We start from the raw sequence: 20,912 nt of genomic DNA on the forward strand, positions 1-20,912 counted from the left end.
AAGGCAGGAGAACAAAAGGAGGATACGCATGATGCCTTTGGTTTCTGCAAGGAGCTATGCTGGAGTTGGTGCTCGCATCACTCCGGTAAACATACTCAAAATCATGGAGTTTGTTGCTTACTACCTCGCACTGGGTGGCTTCACCTTGAGATCAGGCGCGGCCAAAGGGGCAGATTCTGCGTTTGAAAAAGGAGCGGATAAAGCTCGCGGCACGAAACGAGTGTACCTGCCGTGGGCCCGTTATAATGGCCACGGTTCGCCATTCCATTCATTGCCGCAGATGGCATTTGATCTCGCGAGTGAACTACATCCGTATTGGAAAACAATCCCGGACGCCGTGCGCCGGCTACATGCACGAAACACTTTGATTCTTCTCGGAGAAGAATTCTCCGACAGAACACGAGTGGAATTCGTTCTATGCTGGACTCCTCAAGGACGAGATATCGGCGGTACTGGCCAGATGATTCGACTTGCCAGGCGTTGGGGAGTCTCCCTCTTCAATCTTGGTAATGTGGATCGATTTCCAATGGAAGTCATTTTGAGGAAGCTCTCTGATTTCCTTTTGGATTTCGGTGCGAGTGTTCCAACAGACTCCAAGCTGATAGCTTGACCTATGCCTGACTGGTTGGCCTTGATGAAGATTCTTCTCGGCCCCAGTCAGGTGTTTTCTGATTTTTCTGAATACGGTACGGATAGACTAGAAAGATGAAAATCGTTGGTCTTGCAGTCCTGATAACGGCATTGTTTGTCACCCCACTATGGAGTACGACCTTGAGGGATGTTTTGAAGGAGCACGGTTTCGATTATGTCCCATTAATGGATTTGGATCTCCCGATATTGGGCCAGGAGATTTCAGATACTGAGGACTTCTTTTGCGTAGGATATTTCATTCACGGAGCTGATCCCGAAATCCATGTTGTGCTTTTTGACCGGAGAAAGCTGCAATGGTTTGAAACCAAACTGAACTTGAGGGAATCCGAATACTGCTTTGGCTCAAATGCAATTACTGGAATTCAATATTCCAAAAACTTCGTTCATCTGGAAACTCATATCAATCCTTCTGCCGGTTGCACTTTGATTTTCACCAAAGAGCTGCAGTTCCGAAAAGCTCTTTATGGCTGGCCTCTCGCGATGTTTGATGATGAAACTGTGGTTTATCACAACAGCGAAGTCCATTTTGCTCCGACACATCCGGCGGCTATTTCCCTGTACAATCCCGTTACAAAGTCAGCAAGAGAGATTTATCCCTTGAAACCATATCAGCGTATCAGGCTTGGACATATCGAAAAGATGAGGCAGCTCTATTCAGACGAGGACTGGTGCCGGGAAAAGAATCATCATTGCGATCCGGAGTCGTTCGATGACAGCATCGGAGATTTGGAAATCAATAACGAGACCGATTCGTTAATCTTCCAAGCTCAGTTCAGCGGAGACTACTGGAAGGATCCTGAAGGTTCAGAGGTCGAATCACTCGCGGTTATTTACTTATATCGGCATGTAAGAGATCCGGACCGAGTTGAATACCGAGAGATCCTGGAGAAAGATTTGAAGAACCGGTTTGGAGATCATCCCTTGTCTGAATATTTGCAGCCCGCAATCCTTTCACGGATATTTGGATTCGAGTAACACCGTATTAGAGAAGTTTTGTGAAATCGAAGCGAAATGAATCGGTCCCATCTTTGGAGATTGCTGTTCAGGCAACTCTAACTGGCTTGACTCGAGCAGCCTGCACTGCCTGAAAAGCCCGGTTGATCGTAAACCGAAGATACGCTTCAGATCGGGCGAACTTCTTGAAGTACGGAGCGGCTAGAAGCACTGAGCCGATTTGTTCTGGTCTGTATCCCCGCCATGTGAGGATCAATGCAATGGAGAAATCTCGATTGCTTCCGTTGTGCTCGCCGTTCTTGACGAACTCCGGAAGATTCTGTGAAGTACAGAGCCGTTTTAGCTTCTCGCTGCTCTCCAGGTCACGTATGAATTTTGCTGGAAGTTGACGGCCGTGGGGCACAGTCATTGGAAATCGCTTGGCGTCACATTGTTTGACTCCCGTGAATGTGGCTGATGTTACATCGAACTGCCGAAATTCCTTAAGCTTGTAGCGGCGCTGCGAATCCACAAAAATCTGTCGGCAGGGTAGGCCGTTCTTAGGATTCACCGATCGAGGATTTTATAAACTGCCTCCCAACCTGAGCCATCGACAAAACCGCCATGAACTAGAACTACTTACACTGCTTCATTTTTAGCCATATTGCTCTTTTGAGGCACGGTTGCATTATACCCCGTACGATGCCGAACGCTGAATGAAGGTCCTGCGATCAAGTCGTCAAATCCCTGATTGGATTCTTAATTTCTTGATTGAGGTTCTCATTGAGGGATTTTCGATCGTAGGACGTCAAGTATCTTCGGAATGGATTACCTGCGGTATCTTCGAATGAGCCGTCCATGAAAAGCTGCTGCGCACACGAGCTCCCGGAATATGGGACATTGTGCCGGCTGAAACGGTATCATGGTTGCCACGTATCCAGATTACCTGGCAGTGATCCGAGATCTTGCGCAAGCGGCTCAATACTTCCCAGTGCCAGTGCTGCAAGCGATTGAATTTCAAATCGTCGAAAATGTCGCCCGCTAGAATGAGATTGATTCAGGGGGCTGACTTCTTAGATATTCCAAACAAGCGAAAACATGAATATACTAAATGACCGGTATGAACAAGACAGGATTCCTGCTTCTAGTTGTTTGGAGCTTCCTGTCTGTCGCTTCTTCCCTGGAAGTACTGGATGATCGACCGTGTTGCAGCGATTGCAAAGACCATTTCTGCCCTATCCGAAATGCAAGAACTAAGAGTGAGGCGAACAAAGATCTTGCTTCAACTGCGTCGTGTCATAGATCAGCCAATGAGAACATGTGCGTTCTGAAGTCTGCGTGCAATCATAATGACAAGGATCTCCTTTTCTCATTTCATGCTATTCTGCCTGCTGTCGTAAAGGACCAAGGATCCATAAGAGAATTTTCCAGACCTGTTTTGATGACTGTACCGGACTTTCCGTTATCAGACGATTCAACTCCTCCGCCGAAGCTGCTTCTTTCTTAACCTGATAAACATTTTCGAAACTTTCAAAGACTAGGAAAGGAGTGTCATTATGCGTGTATCCTGTTATTTCTCTACTTTTTTCTTTTGCTTCCTTCTTTTGATATCGCGAGCGGCCGTTGCGGATCATCCTTCGGCAGGATTCGGCGCCGATTCAACAGGCCCTATTATCACTGTCAGTGCGACAACTCTTGCCGAAGGGGAGTGGTCTTTCTCTTCACGTCTGGAATACCTCAATCTGAAGACATTTACAGATGAGGAACTCATTGAGTTTGCTGAAGAAGATCAACATGTCCACAGCACGAGCTCCGTGCTGACCCCGTTCTTTAATGGTGCCTATGGTGTCACTGACAATTTTTCGCTCAGTTTTCGCATTCCGTATGTAGCCAGAAACAACATACGGGAAGCGGAAATTGAAGATCATGGACATGAGGAACCCCTGGAAGGAACGGGGCATGGTGAGGAAGCGGAGATTCATGGGGGCGATGCGAGGGGAATCGGGGATGCTTTAGTGTTCGGACAGTATCGTTTCATAAACACGGACGAATCTGCACTCCAGTTGGCGCTTCTCGCAGGAGTGAAATTTTCGACCGGCTCAAAGAGCGAGAAAGACTCGGAAGGAAACATTTTTGAAACCGAACACCAGCCGGGTTCAGGCTCAACAGACGTACTGCTTGGGTTTGCATTTACCAGGAAGCTGTCTAGAACTTCGGTGGATTCGAATGTACTCTACACTGCTACTACAAAGGGCTCGCAGGAAACCGAACTGGGTGACCTCTTTCATTACAATGTCGGTTTCTCTTATCGATGGAAAGGCAATCAAAAGCACAATCATGATCATACTGAGCATGAGCATGAATCTCATCCCCACTTTGTCTGGGATCTTATCCTGGAATTGAACGGTGAGTGGCAACAAGCTCACAAAATTGCTGGCGTTGAGGATCCAAATACCGGAGGAAATCTTGTTTATGTTTCTCCAGGAATGAGAATCGGAATGTCAGGACAGTGGTCCGTCTATTTTTCCGTAGGAATTCCTATTGTGAATGATCCAAACGGGATTCAGCACGAGACCAGTTTCAGGATTATTTCCGGCGTCGGTTTCGGAATTTGGTGAACTAACCACACTTCCCGGTGTAGTCCTACGTTGAGTGCTAATACTTTCGTGAGATTTATCGGCGTCGATTTTAGTTAACAGGAACGAGATCGCGGAAGGAATATAATGAGTACCCCAATGATCTACAGGCGAACAAAAGCGAATAGAGTTTTCGGATAATTGTCGGTTGCCAGAAAAAATCCCTGCTCGGGCACAAAGGCAAGACTTTCCCAGTTTCGGGGAAGTCCATCAGAACGAAGCTTTAAATAGATGGGTGAATTCTCGGTCGCCTGAACTGTCGCTCCGTCGAACTGTAATTCCACCAATCGTTCAACTAATTTATTACCGGCTCTCCATGCGTCTGACTGTGAGCTGTCGATACCCCAGCGTTCAGCAAAAGCGTCCCGGGCAGGGTTCAGTTTCGCTTCATCACCCGGATACATCCAATTGATGCACCAGAAGTGGCCACTTCTATCCGCCGGAGAGCAATCGGTAAGACGATATTCGATGCTTGGAATCGGCACATCAGGGAGCCTTTTTATTGTATCGCCCGTGATATCGAACAAGTATGCGGACGGATTCCGAACAACATTTGCACCGTTCGCTTCGAAGAATGTCAGTAGTCTTCCGGTGGGAAGTATCACGATTGATTCATCAGCCATGTCGGCCAGGTTGGCGCGGGGCGGCAACTCTATAAGGGTGGTAGCATCCAATTTGATGGAGGGAGACAATTCCGAAAGAATCATCCTTCCACGGACCAGGTATCCCATCATCCTGCCTGATTGATTGGACTCGATGGTAACAAATACATTGTTTCCCAGAAACGCAAACGCCTCAAATCCCTCAAATCCCTCAATGCTGTTGGCCAAGCCATCATCATCGAATGGAACGGCCCGCGGAGTTTGCTCGACCTCATCCGGGCTTGAGACTAGAAAAGGTTTGATCGGAAACATCGGAATCCGATTGCCGACGCGGTGTGGATACTGCGGCATCAAGAGTACGGAATCGTCATAAACGGCAGCGCCGGAGTACTCACGTTCTGCGTCGTCCCACGGCTCGGCCAGGTTAATGAGAATCGGGATGCGCTGCCGCACACGAGGGTTCTTTATGGCGAGATCCGGTACAGAGTTCCTCACACAAGACAACAGCAGCAAGAGAAATGAAACCAGGAAACCGTTCGATTTCAAACTGCGGAGGTTCATCAACGCCTCAGCCTCCGAGGCAGATCCGAGACAATATTGCCCGGTTTGGTTTCAACTTCACGAAGAGCTCAGAGTTCGCAGGAGGATCTCGCGAGCGCTAGTCCTTATTATTAGAAAAAAACTAGAGTGAAGCATCAGTGTACTGCGTCTAGTCTGGTATTATCGTCCGAATCCAACACCTCTGGCTCGTGATGATGGGATCGAGCCAACAGGATTGCCAGGAGAATTATGATCAGAAGGCTTAAGATAAGAAGAGGAATGTTTACCTTTCGATATTTTCGGAGCTTGTGGTAACGGATCTTACGCTTGCCCTGACGAACCGTTCTGCTGGTTCGATAAAAAGATCGCGAACCCCTTTTCATACCGGTGCGGTCTGGCGCACAATTTGAACAAAGTTCATCACATAACCTGTTTCGCTTTGTAAGCTTCGAGTCTCTGCAAGGTGAGCCTGTAGCCCACTTTTCCGAATTCACTGATGGTTGAAACTGTTTCCAGTTTTCCTTGAAACCAGAATGGATAAAACGTGATGCTGATCGGAAGGTTTTTCTTCGTCTTCACATACAGCATTTGATTGGGAGGAGGCGGCGGGAAATGGATGCATGCCTGCGGATTGGGCACAATCAAGAATTCGTTGAAGGAATCTAGATCATCCGTCAACGGAACGATGTACCCGGGAATTTTAACGCTGTGGTTGTTCAGCTTTTGAATTTCCGGGGAAATCTTTCCTGTCAGATAATCCAATCCTTCCAGATCTTTCCAGCCCAATCTTGGGATGCCATCGTCCTTTGATTCCGGAACCGTCTGTTTTGGTTTTGTGGGTGAAGGTGTTTCTTCGAACGTAATATCTGTCTTTTCCGCCGCATCGATCTCCTTAAACTTCTTCCAGTAGCCGGCAATCAAGTAGCAAGCAAGGATTAAACAAAGGAAGACAATCGCTCCATTGCCATTCTTCTTTTTTCTTTTCTTCATAGCTTCACCGTAAGTGCTTCGTTTAAAGAATCTCGATAGATCTGCAACGCGGGAGTCAGAGCAGAAAGAACCACAGCAACGGTTACCGCACATAAGAATTTCCACTGGACCGGTAGGAAGCCGGTCAAAGCGAGCTGCAAGCCCAGCTTCGATTCGATCCAGGGTCCTGTTATGCCGAAAATAACCTGAAGGAGAATCAGGCTGAGTCCGGAGCCTGCAACAGCAAGCAGTCCGGCTTCGCTCAATAGAAGTGACGCGAGGAACCACGGGCGGGCGCCGACCGTCCGTAGAATCGCCATCTCTCGTTTCCGCTCAGTCAAAGTCGTGATGAAAACAAGAAACATACCGGTCAGGCTTAAAATGAAAGTCACAAAACTCACAGCAAGAAAAGCCCGCTCCAAAACAGAAACGATTTTCCACAATTCCTGCATGCTTCTTCCAGGAATGATTGCGGTGAGCGGTTCGTTTCCGTATTCGTTGATCTCGCGTTGCATCTGAAGAACGGAAATCTTAGAACGCAATTTGAGAAAGAACGCAGAAAGTTCCTGTTCGGATTCTTCCGGTAGGATGCCGGCGCTACGAGATTCATGCAGAAGACTCATTGCTTCAATCGGAACAAAAATGGCAAGATCCACAGGCGTTCCCGTTTGCTGCAGGATTCCACGGATTACAAAGGGATGCTCTTCATGCTGCTCGAAACTTACTTCTGCCGTTCCATGAGATAGATGGATCTCCCTTCCTGGTCGATAGCCGAGCTTGCGCGCAACTTCAAAACCGATCACGGCTTCTTGCGTTTCCGCGAACGGCGCACCCTGATCAAAGGAGAGTGCGCGGTCATCGGAAAAACCGTAAAAGCTGAAGTACTGCGGCGTTGTGGCAACAACACGATAGCTTTTGTGAGAATCTCCAAGCGAAATCGGAACAGCAGAAGCGACTTCGGGATGCTGGCCAAAGTGTTCGTAAGTCTTCCAGGAAAGATTCTGCTCCGGATTGCCGATTCCAAAAACAGAAAACAGCAACAGTGGAATCGATCCGCTGCGAGCCCCGACAACAAGATCTGTTCCGGAGATTGTGCTTTGAAAACTCTCTTTTGCTGTCATACGAATCGTCTCAACAGCCATCAAAAGCATTACGCTGACTGTAACGGAGAAGAGAGTCAGAAGAGTTGTCAATTTTCTGTTGAAAAGACTTCTAGCGGACAGGCGTATGAGAAGCATGGCTTGACTCCTTTACATCGGCTCGATGAAATTCACGGATGTCGATAAGACGGTTGAAATGAGACGCAATCGATGCGTCATGACTTACGTAGAGAAGAGTGGTCCCGTTTAAGCCGCAGTGTTCGAACAAAAGGTTCAGGAAATTCTCGCGCCGCTCAGCATCAAGAGCTGAAGTCGGCTCATCGGCGATCATAATATCCGGTCTTCCGATCAGAGCCCTTGCGGCTGCAACGCGTTGTTGCTGCCCGACACTCAGTTCCGTAACGGGCCGGCCGGATACTTCGCGAAAATCAAGATCCAAAGAATGAAGCAACTTTTTGGCTGCTATTTCCAATGAACAACCGAATGCCTCGGCACGTTTCCGACGTGTGGTTGAAAAACTGCAGGGTATCGTTACGTTATCGATGACAGATAGATAGGCAATCAGATTAAATGTTTGAAAGATGAAACCCATGTGATCGACACGGAACTGATCCCGCTGCGACGATTTGAGCTGAGATAAAGCCGTTCCCAGAATGCGAATCTCACCTTGACTGGGTTCCAAAAGACCGGCCACAAGATTCAGGAATGTGCTTTTTCCTGAACCGCTCGGTCCTTTCAGCAGCAATCTTTCTCCTTTCGGAATTTCAAGAGATGGGATCTTCAGAAGCGCAGCATCCTGGTGTGGCCATCGAAACTCCAATTGTTCAATGTGAATTGTCTCGTTCATTTGGAGCATCCTCCTTAATCAGAACCACACGAAAAATTCATGTTTACCAATTTCAAGGCGGCCCGGCGAACCGGCCGGTACGCTAGCGTATGGATGCCGTGTACATTGGCTGTCCGCAGCGAGCCACCCAAGCGTTTTGAACACTAAAGTCTTTGAAAGTCCGGGACGATGCAGCCGTGTGACCGGATCGATGTCATCCAGCAAAACGTCCCCGGCACTGATGCAGAGTGCAGTGCCGGGCAATGCCGTAAGAGAATGCGTAATCTTTTGCATAAGACCCTCCTTGAGAACCTCGTGTTAATAAACGATCCCGTCGCTTGAGACGGGAAGCGTCAAAAAACGGCTTAACTCAGGAAGGCTGGTGGACCTCGAAGCGAAATAGACGTCGCGTAAGGGAAGATGAGACTTTGAAAATGCAGTACAGGCGGTTGGGAGCATCGAACAAGTAGAGGAGCTCCAAAAAGTTCCACTGGCGGCGAAGATACACGATGCCGCGCAAGCGAGCAGATGGTGCAGATACGACTGCCTTCTTCCATCTGCTTTGTGTTTTTGCTAAGACCTGCATGGCATGACTGCGGTGGACCTTCCGCGTGACGATGCAAATCGAATGCAACGCCACTGATCGCAAAAGAGACTAGTAGGGCAATGGCCGTAATGCGCCCTTGGAGCTTCACACTCTTCTCCCGGTAAATAAACCGATTAGAACACCAGCTTGTAAACGATCCTGAAGTCGCGTCCCGGAAGAGGTGCCAGATCCTTCAAGAAGGAAACGTGATTGCGCGCTTCCTCATCAGTAAGGTTTGTCGCTCGCAAAATGATCTCGTGGGCCGTCCTGCCCGCAAAGAGACGATATCCAATACTTCCGTTCAGCATCGTGTAGGAGTCTGTCGGTTGTTCAAAGGGAGCCACACGACTCTGATTGTCTACATACCGGAGCCCTATGTTTCCAAAAAAGGACTTGCCCTCATACTTCACTCCGGCGCCAAGACGAAAAGGAGGGATGCGGGGCAAGGGTTCGTTGGTGTTGGTGAGCTCCGCCCGCACAAAATCTCCTACAAGCTCAAGCGAAATATGATGCGGTTCGACATGGTATAGCTCGATATCGCCATGGGCTTCAGCGCCAATAAATTGCGCATCCGCCTGAACAAAACGGAAAACCTGGAGATCATCTATGATCTCATCCGTGAGTTGGTCGAAGATAAAATCATTAAACCGGTTTACAAAAAAGCTAATCTCTCCGGTTACTCGCCCCGTGCGTTTGCGAACTGAAATATCGATTCCGACGCTTGTTTCTTCGTTCAAATTAGGGTCACCAATTTCGAAAGCGTTCGTCGCCAGGTGTGGGCCATTGGAAAACAGTTCCTCTGCGTTGGGCAATTTTACAGACCGCGCAACAGAGGTGGAGAGAGAATAGTCTTCGTTGGGTAGCCACAGGATTCCGCCGGACAGAGAAAATCCGTTGAGATTTCGATTATTGACTCCTTCCGTTTGCGCAGTTACTTCCTGATCTTCATAACGGGCACCGGCCTGAAACTTTACCGGCCCACTGCCGATTTCCTCAAAAACAAACAGAGCAAAGCTGTTTGTATCCGTAGGCGGGACGAACGCTTCTTCACCCAGAGCAGAGAACTCGCGGTTCGCAATTTGAATGCCAAAACTTCCGGTGAGTGCCCCGTATTTCTTCTGGATTCCTTCGATACGAGTTTCCCAGGAGTCATTCAGGAATTGTGTACCGACCTCGGGACCTTCCAGTTCTACATGCTCGTAATTTGTTGTTCCGATTCTCAGGTTCAAACCCCGAAGAAATGCAAACTGTTGACGAAGTTCTCCCCGAACATCGAAACGCCGTTGTTCGAGATCGATGCGCACTTCTTCTTCAGCAGGATTGCCGTAGTTTGTGTTGAACGCCGAGTAAGAGAATCCGATGAACCCCGGATCCGCTATGTAGGAGAAACCAACTGCCTCGGAGTCGGCCTCAAGATTACTGTTTACTAAAGTGCCGGAAACCCCTTCCTCGCCTGGTTCAGGATCAGCAAGAGCGAACCCTGGAATGTTATAGTCGTCTGCGTCGCGTTTCGCCCCGTCAACGTGCCATCCGAAAGGTCCCGCTGTTCCGGTTGCAGACCCGGCGACCGACCACTCATTTGCAACGGATCCGCCGCTTAATTCTAAAGATCCTGTAACGGGATTATCTGTGCGATAGGACGGAACTCTGCCATCAAACACGTTGACGACTCCACCAACGGCGCTGCTGCCATACAGGAGTGTTGCTGGTCCGCGTACTACTTCAATCCTCTCCATGGATGCCGGATCAGTACTCACTGCATGATCGGGACTGGTGGTTGAAGCATCACCCACGCCGATACCATCCACTAAAACCCTGATGCGATCTCCACCGATCCCGCGAATTACAGGACGGCTTGCTCCCGGACCAAAATAAGTGGAATTGACCCCCGCTTGTTGGGAAAGGGTTTCACCAATCGTGGGCTGCAGTTGCTCAGTCAACTCCGTGCCGGATAACACCTCCACAGGCTGATACACTTCCGCCCCTGAACGCGCTTCCGGGCCTGCGGAAACAACAACTTCTTCACGATGGACCAATCTGTCAACGGTGATTTCCAGTTTTAGTTCCTGGCCCGCATTGACCAGCACCGTTTCAATCACATTGCCAAATCTTGGACTGACTACTTCAATTAAATAACGGCCCGATGCGATATCGGCAAATCGAAAATTGCCTTCAGCATCCACTTTCGTACGACGCCTCAATTCGACAATCGAGACTTCCGCATCCGCTGCTGCAACTCCACTTTTGTCGGTGACTTTACCCGAAATGCTTCCGGATTGCTGTTGCTGTCCAAAAACGGCCAATGGACTGATTAGAAATGAAAACAAAACAAACAAGTAAATGGGAATAATTTTGTAATTGCTCAACATAAATAACTCCGCCAAAAAGTAAATGAATTATGCCCTCAAAAAAGCAGAGGGTATCTAGAAGAGGGAAGAGTATTCCTTCCATCTGCCGGTATCTCGACATTTATAGAGGACTATCGCTTGATAGACTCCCTCCTCGATCAATTTGTGGAGATATGTGATGGCCTGCGCTTCATGAGCCTCCATCGGCTTTTCGCCCAGGAAATCGAAACCCATTCGGCTTATGGATTTCGCTTCGACAAGCTTCTTGCCTGGCGTTACGAATTGCGGAACAGGGATGCCGCGCTGGCGCACGTGCTCAAGCCCGGTTTCATCGATCCATATGCAGAAATCAATCTTCCCTTTGATGAGGCCCGTGTGCGTCTTCGCCGGAATCAAGATATCGCGTTGACAGTCCATCGGTGGACATCCTAGCAACGCGAATTTTTGTTTGATGTCCTCTTCGTGAAGGCGTCCTTCTTCGATTTTCGCGATGGATTCAGGATCAAGCGGTTCTTTTTCCTCTTGGTATCCTAGACGATCATATACAGAGCAGCGCAGACATCGCCCATTTTGACTGATCCTTGGACGGTAGTCAGCAAAGAACCAGGATTCTCTGCGTGCTTCGTTCAGCAGTTCGGGAAACATTTTATATGGTCTCCGCTGGTCTATGCGGTTTTCTTGGCACGAAACTCAGTGAGCCTCGTGATTGCCAGTGCGGCGATCTCTGCTGTGCACTGATCGAGTGCAACACCGAATTCCTTTGTGAGCCATTCGTCAGCGTTCAGCGAGAGCTTGGCGCAAAGGGTTGCGATGCTGGTTTTCAGCGGTTTTAAATGGGGAGGCTCCACCGGCTCGCTAACTTGCACTGTTTGTTCGGTGGGTTTATCTTGCCGTGCTGATGTCGGTGTTGGCGCAGTTTTCCTTGCAAGATCTGCAGACGCTTCGGCAGCACTGAGGATTTCTCCCGCCTGATCCATTTCTTCGCTGATGTAGAATCCACCGAGATTCGGGAACGCTTTTCTCAGAGCCAGCGCTTCGGCACACTTCGCAAGTTGGCCATGCGGCATCTTTCGCCACATGAATGCTCGCTTATCGGGCGGACAGAATTCGATCCATCTCGCTGATCCGGTAAAGGGACAACGAATGTTTTTGACAATCTTCCAAAGAGTCACAGTTGCTTTCTGGACTTGACCGGATTTGTCATACTCAAAAATCGCATCGTCACTCCCGGCATAGGTTCCGGTTCTTTCTGCCACAGCTCGCAACCCGTCAATGCCGAGTTCGACGCTGTAGGATGGTTCGTCGTTCACCGTTCGAACTTGCAGGTAGATTTGTCTCTTGAATGGTGAAAGACCGCTGTCGACCGCGTACCTGTGAAGGAGCCACAGTGCTGCTGGAGGCGCATTCTCCGGAACCACTTTCAATAAACGCAATGCCTGGACTTCCTCCGAACCGTACGGACTCTGGATGGTCGCATGTGAAACGCCCGGGGTTGTGGTTACACCAGCGTATTTCTTTTTCGTATTCTGGTTGAGGTATGCGCTGACTTGCGCAAGATGGGGACATCTCGGCTTACCACATGCGCAAACGTACTTGCCGTTCGCTTTCGAAACAGAAAATTTTTCATCGACAATAAATTGACCGTTATTTTCCTGAATCATTTCTTCTCCTTTTTTTGGAAAGTTTTCAAGACCCAAAACCGTTGGTGTTGGACGTGGAGTTTCCACAGGGCGTTTTTAGTTTTCCTCTCTTCTGTAGAAAATCCCATCTACAATGGCGGTTTTGGATGCAGCATGGTAAATGGTCACGTGAAACTGCCAGACACTTGAATAGGGTGTATCTTTTAAAATGTTCCACTTGACGAAAAGTGAGCCATGTTCTTCGTTGTGCTCACCTGGCTCAAGTGTGGCTGCAGGCGCTGTGCGAAGTTCCTCAATTTTCTGAAGAAGGAGTAAGGTCGCTCTTTGATTGAGTTTTCTTTTTCCCTGAATCTTGATCGATTCCATGTTGATCCTCTCGATTCGAAGCATGATGGCACCTTCAGAGTCTGATGCGTAAGGGAAGGTTCATTCGTCGCGTACCGGATATCATGAACTACCGACCACCAATACTGAAAAGATCGGTGGCAGTTTCGTATGCCGCCTGAACTGCGACAACACTGGGCCGGTTCCCGGCTCCAAATAATGCATGGTTCAAGCAGACCTGAGCCGAGGCCTGATCTCTTGACATCCTGGCCCCGCAGGGGCAAATGTGTATGCGTTCGGAAAGCAGTTTTTTGCGAACTGCTCCGCAATAGGGACATGTCTGAGATGGCTTTGCTTTGCGGGTGTTCACTTCTACCAGTTCGATACCAGCTTCTTCCGCTTTGTATTGAAGCATTGAAAGAAATTTGCCCGGTGCGGTGTCAAGAATGCGTTTGTTCAGCCCGGACTTCTGCCGGACGTTTTTTCCTGGTTCTTTGACGCACCCGCGCGCGGATCGGCTCATGTTTCTTAGAGAGAGCTTTTCGGTTGCAAGTAGGGAAGAGGATTCAACCAAGCGCGAGGACACCTGATGCAGAAAATCATTCTGGCGGTTCGCAACCTTGCGATGAAGCGCTGCGAGCCTGCGCACTGCCTTCCTGCGATTGTTGCTGCCGCGCTTCTTGCGGGACAGTTCTTGATGGGCTTCGCAAAGCGCCTGCTTGGCTTGATCAAGAAAGCGCGGATTTGCGACTCTTGATCCATCATTCAGTGTAAGGAAACTTTCGATTCCCCAGTCAAAGCCCCGGTCAACGCTACCGGCTTGCCGTTTTGGCTGACACTCCATCACGATTGATGCGTACCACCGTCCAGCCTTGTGCGTGATCGTGCAGGTTTTGATTTTCCCGACTGTGCGCGCCTTGCCGCGTATGCGGACTGTTCCGATTCCGTCCATTCGGATTCGGCCATGTTTACCATCCGAGCGAAATCTCCAGTTGGACAGGCTCTTGTAGGTCCATCCGGAATATCGGCTGCTGCTTTTGAATCGCGGATATCCAGGTGTCTGTCCGGCTTTCACTCTCCGGAAGAACGCCTTGAAGGCAAGATCCACCCGCCGGACCGTTTCCTGAAAGGCATGACCTCCTAAGACCTTCAGTTCGGGTCGCAGTTTCTTAATCTCCGGCAGCTGGCGCACCTGCATTTCTTCACTTAGACAAACACCACGCTTGAAAGCCTCCCGCCTCTCCTGAAGGCAGGCGTTATACAGCTCGCAGTGAAGGCGCAGGTGAGATTGCAGAGCAGCCTCCTGCTTTACTGAAGGGTACAACCTGTAGGTAACGCTTCTCTTAGTTTTAAGCATTGTTTTATTCGGTTCATGCCTGGAAATGCTCACTGCTGTGCAATCATGGTTTGCAGAGTTCATCGAGGACTGGAGTGTCAGGTTCGTTCTAAAGGTGATTTTCTGGAGAAAGGGAGCATAGCTGATGTGGGGGTGGGATCCTAGACCTAGAGTCTGATCGGCATCACGACGTATTTTTGGCCATCGGGATTACCACCGTTGGGTCGTAAAAGCGCCGCTGTCGTATTCGTGCTGAGCTCAATGACTGTTTCATCTGAGTCAATGCTGCGCAGGAATTCCAGCAGGTAATTCGAATTGAAACCGATTTGCATTTCCTCCCCTTGATAAACTGCTGCAATAGTTGTCGCCGCATTGCTCCCATCCTGACCGCACCACGTAACTTCAAGCTGAGAATTTTTGATATTCAATTCAGTGATCGGTGTGCGGCCACCTGCAATCACAGTTACATTTTCCAAGGCCAGTATGAAGTTTGATGTATTGAGGACGGCAGCGAATGGGTTTTTAAGGCTGATGAATTTTTCGTACTCTGGAAACTGGGCCTCGATCAATCGAAATAGTAATGTCCGCGAACCGATCCGGAAGAGACCGTACGATGCCTCCAGAGTGAATTGCACAGTTTCTGCGTCACAATTTGAAATGAGGCGGGCGAGTTGTTGCAGTGCAATCCCGGAGATGATTGCTTCCTTCTCCACCCTTGTAATTGTTGAGTCGGTCCTTGGGTTGATAAAGGCGAGGCGGTGTCCATCGGTCCCGACAAACGTTATGCTGTTGCCGTCAAACTTGACGAGCGCACCGTTCATAGCATAGCGAATATCTTCCGCTGGAATTACAAAAAGCACTGCCCCGATGCCTCTCTTCAGAACCTCGGTCGGTACGGTGATTGACTTCTTGTTTGTAATAGAAGGGAGAGCAGGAAATTCATCAGGCGGAAGCGTAGGAAGCTCAAACTCGGTCGAGTCGAATTCCACATGGAGCGTTTGATGCTCAACATCCACGCTCAGCTCAATCGATTCGACTTCGCCGGCCGCTCTAAGAATTCGTAGGAGGTCCTTCGCATCAGCTGTGACTTGACCTTCCGTTGTTACTTCTGCTGGGATCTCGCTTTCCATTGCGGTCTCGAGATTCGATGTGACAAGATGAATCGTGCTTTTCTTTGCAGAGATAAGGACGTTGCGAAGGACTGGCAGCGTAGTAGATTTCTGATCAGCCAAGGGTACAAGCAATTGAAGCTCTTTGAGCAGAAGCTCGGTTTGTACTTGGAATTGCATGCCCGGTGATGGTTGTGGTTCCTTCTTCATATTGGCTGTCGGGTTTGGTGTTTCATTTTTATCAAGAAGAAGATTTTCATCTGTTTGCATGTTCATTTACTCCGTTCAAGAAAACGTCCTGGATCTTTAAGGCGGGAAATCAGAATCCGGTTATCGCACTTTCAGCCATCTCAACGCGAGCTCAAGAGCTTTTCGTTGAATGGCAAGAGACTCGCCGCTCTCAGCGCATGCGCGGACGACTGCGGCAGAGACCTTGATGATTTGCTCTCGCTGAATGCCGACCTTCTTTCCGATTTTGCGTTTCAGTTCTGGCGGAAGTTCATCCATTTTCACGGCCATAAGTTCCTCATTTCGTGATAGAGCAATACTGGAAGACATGTTGAACCAACTGCATCCTTAGCGATCCTGCCGATCAATCTTGTAACACGTCCTTCCTGATCAGTAAGAAGATCTCTATCGGTTTGCATATTCTTGGGCTCCTTTGATAGAAAAGTTTTTGGGTGTTTTAAAGCGAGAATCGGGAAGCCTGAGTCGTTGCGTTACAGCTTGACGCCGATCTGTAGGCTCATATCTGAAAGCACAATCTGTTCGAAAGCCGGGCTGCAAGGGAGATTGTTATCGGTTATCATCTTCGTGTGGGCAACACTCATCGAGCATTGTGCTTCAATTGCTTACTGCTGCGATTCAGGTAGAAGTTATGCGAGTTCCCGTAATTACAGGCATTATCAATCGAAGGATTTTGGTGAATTTCCGAATTGATCCAGCCGTCATACAACAACATTTGCCCAAGCCGTTTAGGCCCAAATTGCAGAAGGGATATGCCATTGCGGGAATATGTCTTATTAAATTGGAACATATCAGACCCAAAGGAATCCCCACCATACTTGGAATCAGCAGCGAAAATGCCGCTCATCGCATTGCGGTAATTTGGGAAGATGAAGATGGCGTCTTGCGAGAAGGAGTGTTCATTCCTCGACGCGATACCGATTCATTAATAAATACTCTGGCTGGCGGTCGACTTTTCCCCGGAGAACATAATCGCGCTTCTTTTTGTGTTTCCGAATTGCAGGACAATATAGATGTAGAAGTTTCATCGGATGACGGAGTTGTAAATATCAAGATGTCCGGAAGCGTATCCGATCATATGCCGCCGGGCTCAGTCTTCTCAAACTTGCAAGAAGCATCCGACTTTTTTGAATCTGGTTCGGTTGGATATTCAGTTACGGGGAATCAGAATCGCCTTGATGGCCTCACTTTGCGCACTCAGAATTGGAAAGTCCAGCCACTATCTGTCAACGCGGTCTGCTCAAGCTATTTCTCCGATCCGAACAAATTTCCTATTGGAAGTGTCCAGTTTGACTGCGCTCTTTTGATGAAAAATTTGCTTCACGAATGGCATGGCGCAGATGACATGTATATATAATGTTACCCACGGCGACTCCGCGGCATACGAAACTGTTGCTTGGGAGTAATTAGGACAATGGATGAGCACAGATCTTAAATCAAACTGGAATCGTGGCTCGTATCGGCCGGCCGCGACTCTGAACCCGGTGCACCGCTGAACGTACCACTGATTCCCGCATCAAACTTTATCATCGGCGGTCGGCGCGAGTACTCGCGCGATGATGGTACACCGACCTGGGAGGCCCTCGAAATAATTGTTGGCGGGCTTGAGTCCGGTAAAGCTGTGGCGTTCGCCTCGGGCATGGCTGCAATCGCCGCAGTATTCGATCAGCTTGTGACTGGTACCGTTGTCGCTCTACCGGATGACTGCTATCAAGGCGTTGCCGGCCTGGTAGCCGCAGGAGAAGAGAAGGGACGCTGGTCAGTGCAGCCTATTCCCGTTGATGATACGGCGGGTTGGATTCGTGCATGCACCATCGCGGATCTGATTTGGCTTGAATCACCGTCTAACCCCCTGCTCACGGTGGCTGACCTTGAGGCCATTTGCACTGCACCACGCAAGCAAGGGACGATCGTTGCCGTGGACAATACTTTTGCCACCCCACTAAATCAGCAACCGCTTGAATTTGGTGCAACGGTGTCCCTGCAGTCGGCAACCAAGTTTATCGGTGGCCACTCGGATCTTCTGGCTGGAGTCGCTACGACAAGAGACGTTGCACTGTGGCACGCCCTGAGGAAATGCCGGGAGCTAACCGGGGCCACACCGGGAACGCTCGAGACGTTTCTCGCCGTTCGCGGCGCCCGAACGCTCGCGCTTCGATTGCAACGAGCCCAGCAAACCGCAATGATGCTTGCAGCGTGGCTTGAGACACATCCGCTGGTCACTCGCGTCCGGTACCCAGGCCTGCCTTCGCACCCAACGCATGCTGTCGCCAAGCGTGTACTCAAGGGATTCGGAACCGTCATCTCTTTCGATGTAGTTGGCGGATCGGAGGTCGCTGATGCTGTCTGCCGACGAACCCGACTCATCCGCTACGCCACAAGTCTCGGTGGAGTTGAATCAACGATGGAACGAAGAGCCGCGATTCCGGGCCAGGAACATATCCCGCCGTCGCTCCTACGAATTAGTGTTGGCATTGAGGATGCAAATGATCTTAGAGCCGATCTCGACTCGGCGATGCGCTCATCCGCCCCCTGAGCATTTTGGGGTTGTACAGGCTCGGGGCACTACTCAAATCCGATGCAAACAAGTGGTGATTTACAATAGATCTGTTTTCGACGTCCGATTCTTTGTAACCTCGCTACCTAACAGTGGAAGACAGAGCGATTTGCTAAAACAACGTAAATTGCACGATCGTGCCTTTTTGATCTTCAGGCAGTTCTTCTAAGTCGTTTATTTCTGAAACTTCAATTAGTTTCGAACGGTGAAACCGGATCAGCTTTGCCCTGGCAGGCTGGATTTGTTCTATTTCACGCGAACCAAGGGTCGTTAGTTCGATAACGGCTTCAGTTTTCTGGAGATCTTGTTGCGCGACAATGGACCCAATGGATCTCGCGATTTCGATCTCCTTTCTGTGGAACTGTTTCCATGCCTCTTCTGCAGATCCGCTTCGGATGTCTGTTGAAAGTGACCTGACCAGATCTTCGAGTAGCGTGTTTGACGAATCGCAAAGTGAAGTGAGTCCTCCTTCATCCGGCAGTTCGCCTTCCACGATGAGGGCCGCTTCCATCTTTTTAGCCATGAGCGCAAGACATTCTTCTTGCAGCGTTTTTCTGTATGCAAAGAAGAGCACCTCTACTTCTTGCGTCTGATTGATGCGGTAGGCGCGCCTGGCTGCCTGACGAAGTGTGGTGAGTTTGTATCCCGTTTGATAGAAGATGCAAGTTGGAAATGAGTAGAGATCCACGCCTGTCTTGACTAGCTCGGCATTGCAGATCACTGCGTCAACATTTTCTTTTTCGCGTTCTTCAAACCATCGAATGCGCTGTTCAGGTTTAACCGTTGTGGACCGCAGTATTGCAACTGAAAGTCCGGCTTCTTCCAATTTCAGCTGGATTCTGGGAATGATATCCCGCGTGTCGGTGAATGAACAAAAGACAAGCACTTTTCTGCCTTTGTTCTTTTGACTACAGATCTTATCGATAAGTGCCTGTTCCTTGGGATAACTAATCGAAGAATCAAGCCGGGGCGCGGCGATCTCCACCTTTTCGTCTCCGTCACGGGACGTTACTACAACATATTCACCGGAGAGTGGCGCCGAGTCGGGGTAGCTCAAAAGGGACATCAACATTTTCGAAAGTAAGGCCATGGGAGGAGTGCCCTCACTCGCATTGAGCCTTTCCTTAAACTTCCGTGCAAGTTCTTCATAGGCCTTTTGCTGGGTTTCGGCCATGCGAATGGAAACAACCTGTTCAGAATATTTCGGAAGCGCTTCGCTGATGTCTGCTAGACGCAGAAACACGCATTTGTCCAGCAAGTATTTCGGGAGAACGACCGGAGAGATACCGGGTCGCCGGCGGACGATCTTATCGTTTGTTTTCCCCCGTCCGCTGCGAAAATCATTTGCATCGATGTACCGTACAGTTTCCAGTACTCCATACTGCGACATCCACTCGGTTTCTGCTCCATATTCAAAGCCTGCTTCTTTCACTTTTCGCGGTTCCATACGGTAGAGGAGTGCGAATAGCGAAGTGGCATAGCCATTTGTCAGAGTCCCGGTCAAAGCTAGAATCCGCCTCGTTGACGAAGCCAGCCTGCCAAAGGTGTTTCCCTGCAGCGAATTCAGCGATTCCAGTTCATGGCACTCATCGAATATGCCCAAGGTGAAAAAGTTTCGCATCTTGCGCTTGATGAATTCAGCCGGCGACATGCGGCGAATCTTAGGGATCGCTGTCCACAACGGCGAGCCGCAGCGGATTGACTCCGCGCGTTCGCTTCCATCTTCTTTCACCTTATAGGAAGTGGGCACTCTCCGGTATTTGATTTTCTCGATGACGCCGTCGGTTCTGTAAATTCGATATCCGATGATTCCCTGGCAGGAGTGCTTACGTTTGTGCAGGTCTGTGTGGCCCAATGGTATGACGTATTCTGACGTCCCTTCTTTGTTTGTATCGGTGATACGGAAACCGCATCTGGGGCAGTGCAGGTAGGCATAGTTTTTCTGCCCATTCTCTACACGGCGAACGTTGTACGCTTCCTTCCAATGATAGGAGAGTTTCGCTTTTTCCCTGCTAATAATGTAGTACTGAGGCCGGACCGGGATTCGCCCCTTTTCAGCCTCCAGGATTTTAGTAAGAGTGCTGATAGGGTCCTTGACGTTGAGGCTGATGACTTGCGCGTTCGGTACCGTTGAAAGGATTTCCGCAGCCCACTTCGGGCAAAGATGCGGAGGACAGCACACTAAAACTCGCTCGGAAACAGGTGCCAGAGTGCTGGTTATGATTGAAATGAGTGTTTTGCCGACTCCCATTTCACCAACAAGAACCAGGGACTTTTTCCCGTACATGTAGAATGCTTTTGCCAGAGCTTTGATTACTTCTTTCTGCGCAGGGAGAGGGGTTCTGTTTGCAGGCACCTCAGCGATCCTGGGCTCAAATTGATTGCAGTTGTCGTTGGTTTCCAGCGGATCGTGAAGAGGACTTACAAGCTGGAGTACCTTTTCACCGAGCCGTTCGGCCCAGTCGTCCAGAAAAGACTTGAGTGATATTTCTTTTCGTTGCAGCATGGT

Annotated in this window: 20 protein-coding genes; 5 read left to right on the top strand and 15 right to left on the bottom strand. The window is 49.4% G+C overall.

Annotated elements, in window-relative coordinates; all coding sequences use genetic code 11:
• Positions 1-28 precede the first annotated feature (28 nt).
• Positions 29-610, top strand: a complete 582-nt coding sequence (locus L0156_20215) for a hypothetical protein (protein MCI0605315.1) — start codon at positions 29-31, stop codon at positions 608-610.
• Between the two features lie 95 nt (positions 611-705).
• The gene (locus L0156_20220; GenBank protein MCI0605316.1) at positions 706-1,626 is read left to right on the top strand and encodes a hypothetical protein; all 921 of its coding nucleotides are present in this window, start codon (positions 706-708) and stop codon (positions 1,624-1,626) included.
• Between the two features lie 67 nt (positions 1,627-1,693).
• On the opposite strand, the gene L0156_20225 is transcribed toward L0156_20220, so the two are convergent.
• Entirely contained in the window at positions 1,694-2,155 is a 462-nt protein-coding gene (locus tag L0156_20225; protein ID MCI0605317.1) for a hypothetical protein, read from the bottom strand.
• A 985-nt stretch (positions 2,156-3,140) separates the two neighbouring features.
• On the opposite strand from L0156_20225, the gene L0156_20230 reads away from it, so the two are divergent.
• Positions 3,141-4,202 (top strand): hypothetical protein, encoded by a 1,062-nt coding sequence (locus L0156_20230; protein ID MCI0605318.1) that lies wholly within the window; start codon positions 3,141-3,143, stop codon positions 4,200-4,202.
• Positions 4,203-4,324: 122 nt separating this feature from the next.
• On the opposite strand, the gene L0156_20235 is transcribed toward L0156_20230, so the two are convergent.
• From L0156_20235 to L0156_20295, 13 genes are all read right to left on the bottom strand, one after another.
• A complete protein-coding gene (locus L0156_20235; protein MCI0605319.1) occupies positions 4,325-5,383 on the bottom strand; it encodes a hypothetical protein in 1,059 nt (352 codons plus the stop codon).
• Between the two features lie 399 nt (positions 5,384-5,782).
• Entirely contained in the window at positions 5,783-6,352 is a 570-nt protein-coding gene (locus L0156_20240; protein ID MCI0605320.1) for a DUF3299 domain-containing protein, read from the bottom strand.
• Positions 6,349-7,569, bottom strand: a complete 1,221-nt coding sequence (locus L0156_20245) for an ABC transporter permease (GenBank protein MCI0605321.1) — start codon at positions 7,567-7,569, stop codon at positions 6,349-6,351. Before L0156_20245 ends, L0156_20240 begins: the two co-directional genes overlap by 4 nt.
• On the bottom strand, positions 7,544-8,278 hold the full coding sequence (locus L0156_20250) for an ABC transporter ATP-binding protein (GenBank protein MCI0605322.1): 735 nt from the start codon (positions 8,276-8,278) through the stop codon (positions 7,544-7,546). Before L0156_20250 ends, L0156_20245 begins: the two co-directional genes overlap by 26 nt.
• Positions 8,279-8,296: 18 nt before the next feature.
• Positions 8,297-8,551, bottom strand: a complete 255-nt coding sequence (locus L0156_20255) for a hypothetical protein (GenBank protein ID MCI0605323.1) — start codon at positions 8,549-8,551, stop codon at positions 8,297-8,299.
• A 426-nt stretch (positions 8,552-8,977) separates the two neighbouring features.
• Positions 8,978-11,212 (bottom strand): TonB-dependent receptor, encoded by a 2,235-nt coding sequence (locus tag L0156_20260; GenBank protein ID MCI0605324.1) that lies wholly within the window; start codon positions 11,210-11,212, stop codon positions 8,978-8,980.
• A 54-nt stretch (positions 11,213-11,266) separates the two neighbouring features.
• Positions 11,267-11,836: a hypothetical protein gene (locus L0156_20265; protein ID MCI0605325.1), complete on the bottom strand. Its 570-nt coding sequence runs from the start codon at positions 11,834-11,836 to the stop codon at positions 11,267-11,269.
• A 20-nt stretch (positions 11,837-11,856) separates the two neighbouring features.
• Entirely contained in the window at positions 11,857-12,852 is a 996-nt protein-coding gene (locus tag L0156_20270; protein MCI0605326.1) for a recombinase RecT, read from the bottom strand.
• 75 nt (positions 12,853-12,927) lie between these two features.
• Positions 12,928-13,221: a hypothetical protein gene (locus L0156_20275; protein ID MCI0605327.1), complete on the bottom strand. Its 294-nt coding sequence runs from the start codon at positions 13,219-13,221 to the stop codon at positions 12,928-12,930.
• A 64-nt stretch (positions 13,222-13,285) separates the two neighbouring features.
• Complete coding sequence (locus tag L0156_20280) at positions 13,286-14,512, bottom strand: transposase (GenBank protein ID MCI0605328.1); 1,227 nt, start codon at positions 14,510-14,512, stop codon at positions 13,286-13,288.
• A gap of 146 nt (positions 14,513-14,658) precedes the next feature.
• A complete protein-coding gene (gene dnaN / locus L0156_20285) occupies positions 14,659-15,870 on the bottom strand; it encodes a DNA polymerase III subunit beta (GenBank protein ID MCI0605329.1) in 1,212 nt (403 codons plus the stop codon).
• A 60-nt stretch (positions 15,871-15,930) separates the two neighbouring features.
• Positions 15,931-16,119 (bottom strand): hypothetical protein, encoded by a 189-nt coding sequence (locus L0156_20290; GenBank protein ID MCI0605330.1) that lies wholly within the window; start codon positions 16,117-16,119, stop codon positions 15,931-15,933.
• Positions 16,110-16,247, bottom strand: a complete 138-nt coding sequence (locus L0156_20295) for a hypothetical protein (GenBank protein ID MCI0605331.1) — start codon at positions 16,245-16,247, stop codon at positions 16,110-16,112. The genes L0156_20290 and L0156_20295 overlap by 10 nt, the downstream gene beginning before the upstream one ends.
• 230 nt (positions 16,248-16,477) lie before the next feature.
• On the opposite strand from L0156_20295, the gene L0156_20300 reads away from it, so the two are divergent.
• Positions 16,478-17,203, top strand: coding sequence for a DUF2071 domain-containing protein (locus L0156_20300; protein ID MCI0605332.1), 726 nt, complete (start codon positions 16,478-16,480; stop codon positions 17,201-17,203).
• Positions 17,204-17,281: 78 nt separating this feature from the next.
• The gene (locus tag L0156_20305) at positions 17,282-18,382 is read left to right on the top strand and encodes a PLP-dependent transferase (GenBank protein ID MCI0605333.1); all 1,101 of its coding nucleotides are present in this window, start codon (positions 17,282-17,284) and stop codon (positions 18,380-18,382) included.
• Between the two features lie 133 nt (positions 18,383-18,515).
• Here L0156_20305 and L0156_20310 read toward each other — a convergent pair whose 3' ends face one another.
• Positions 18,516-20,909 (bottom strand): SNF2-related protein, encoded by a 2,394-nt coding sequence (locus L0156_20310; protein MCI0605334.1) that lies wholly within the window; start codon positions 20,907-20,909, stop codon positions 18,516-18,518.
• Positions 20,910-20,912 lie beyond the last annotated feature (3 nt).

The sequence above is a fragment of the bacterium genome, from assembly GCA_022616075.1.
Lineage (GTDB): Bacteria > Acidobacteriota > HRBIN11 > JAKEFK01 > JAKEFK01 > JAKEFK01.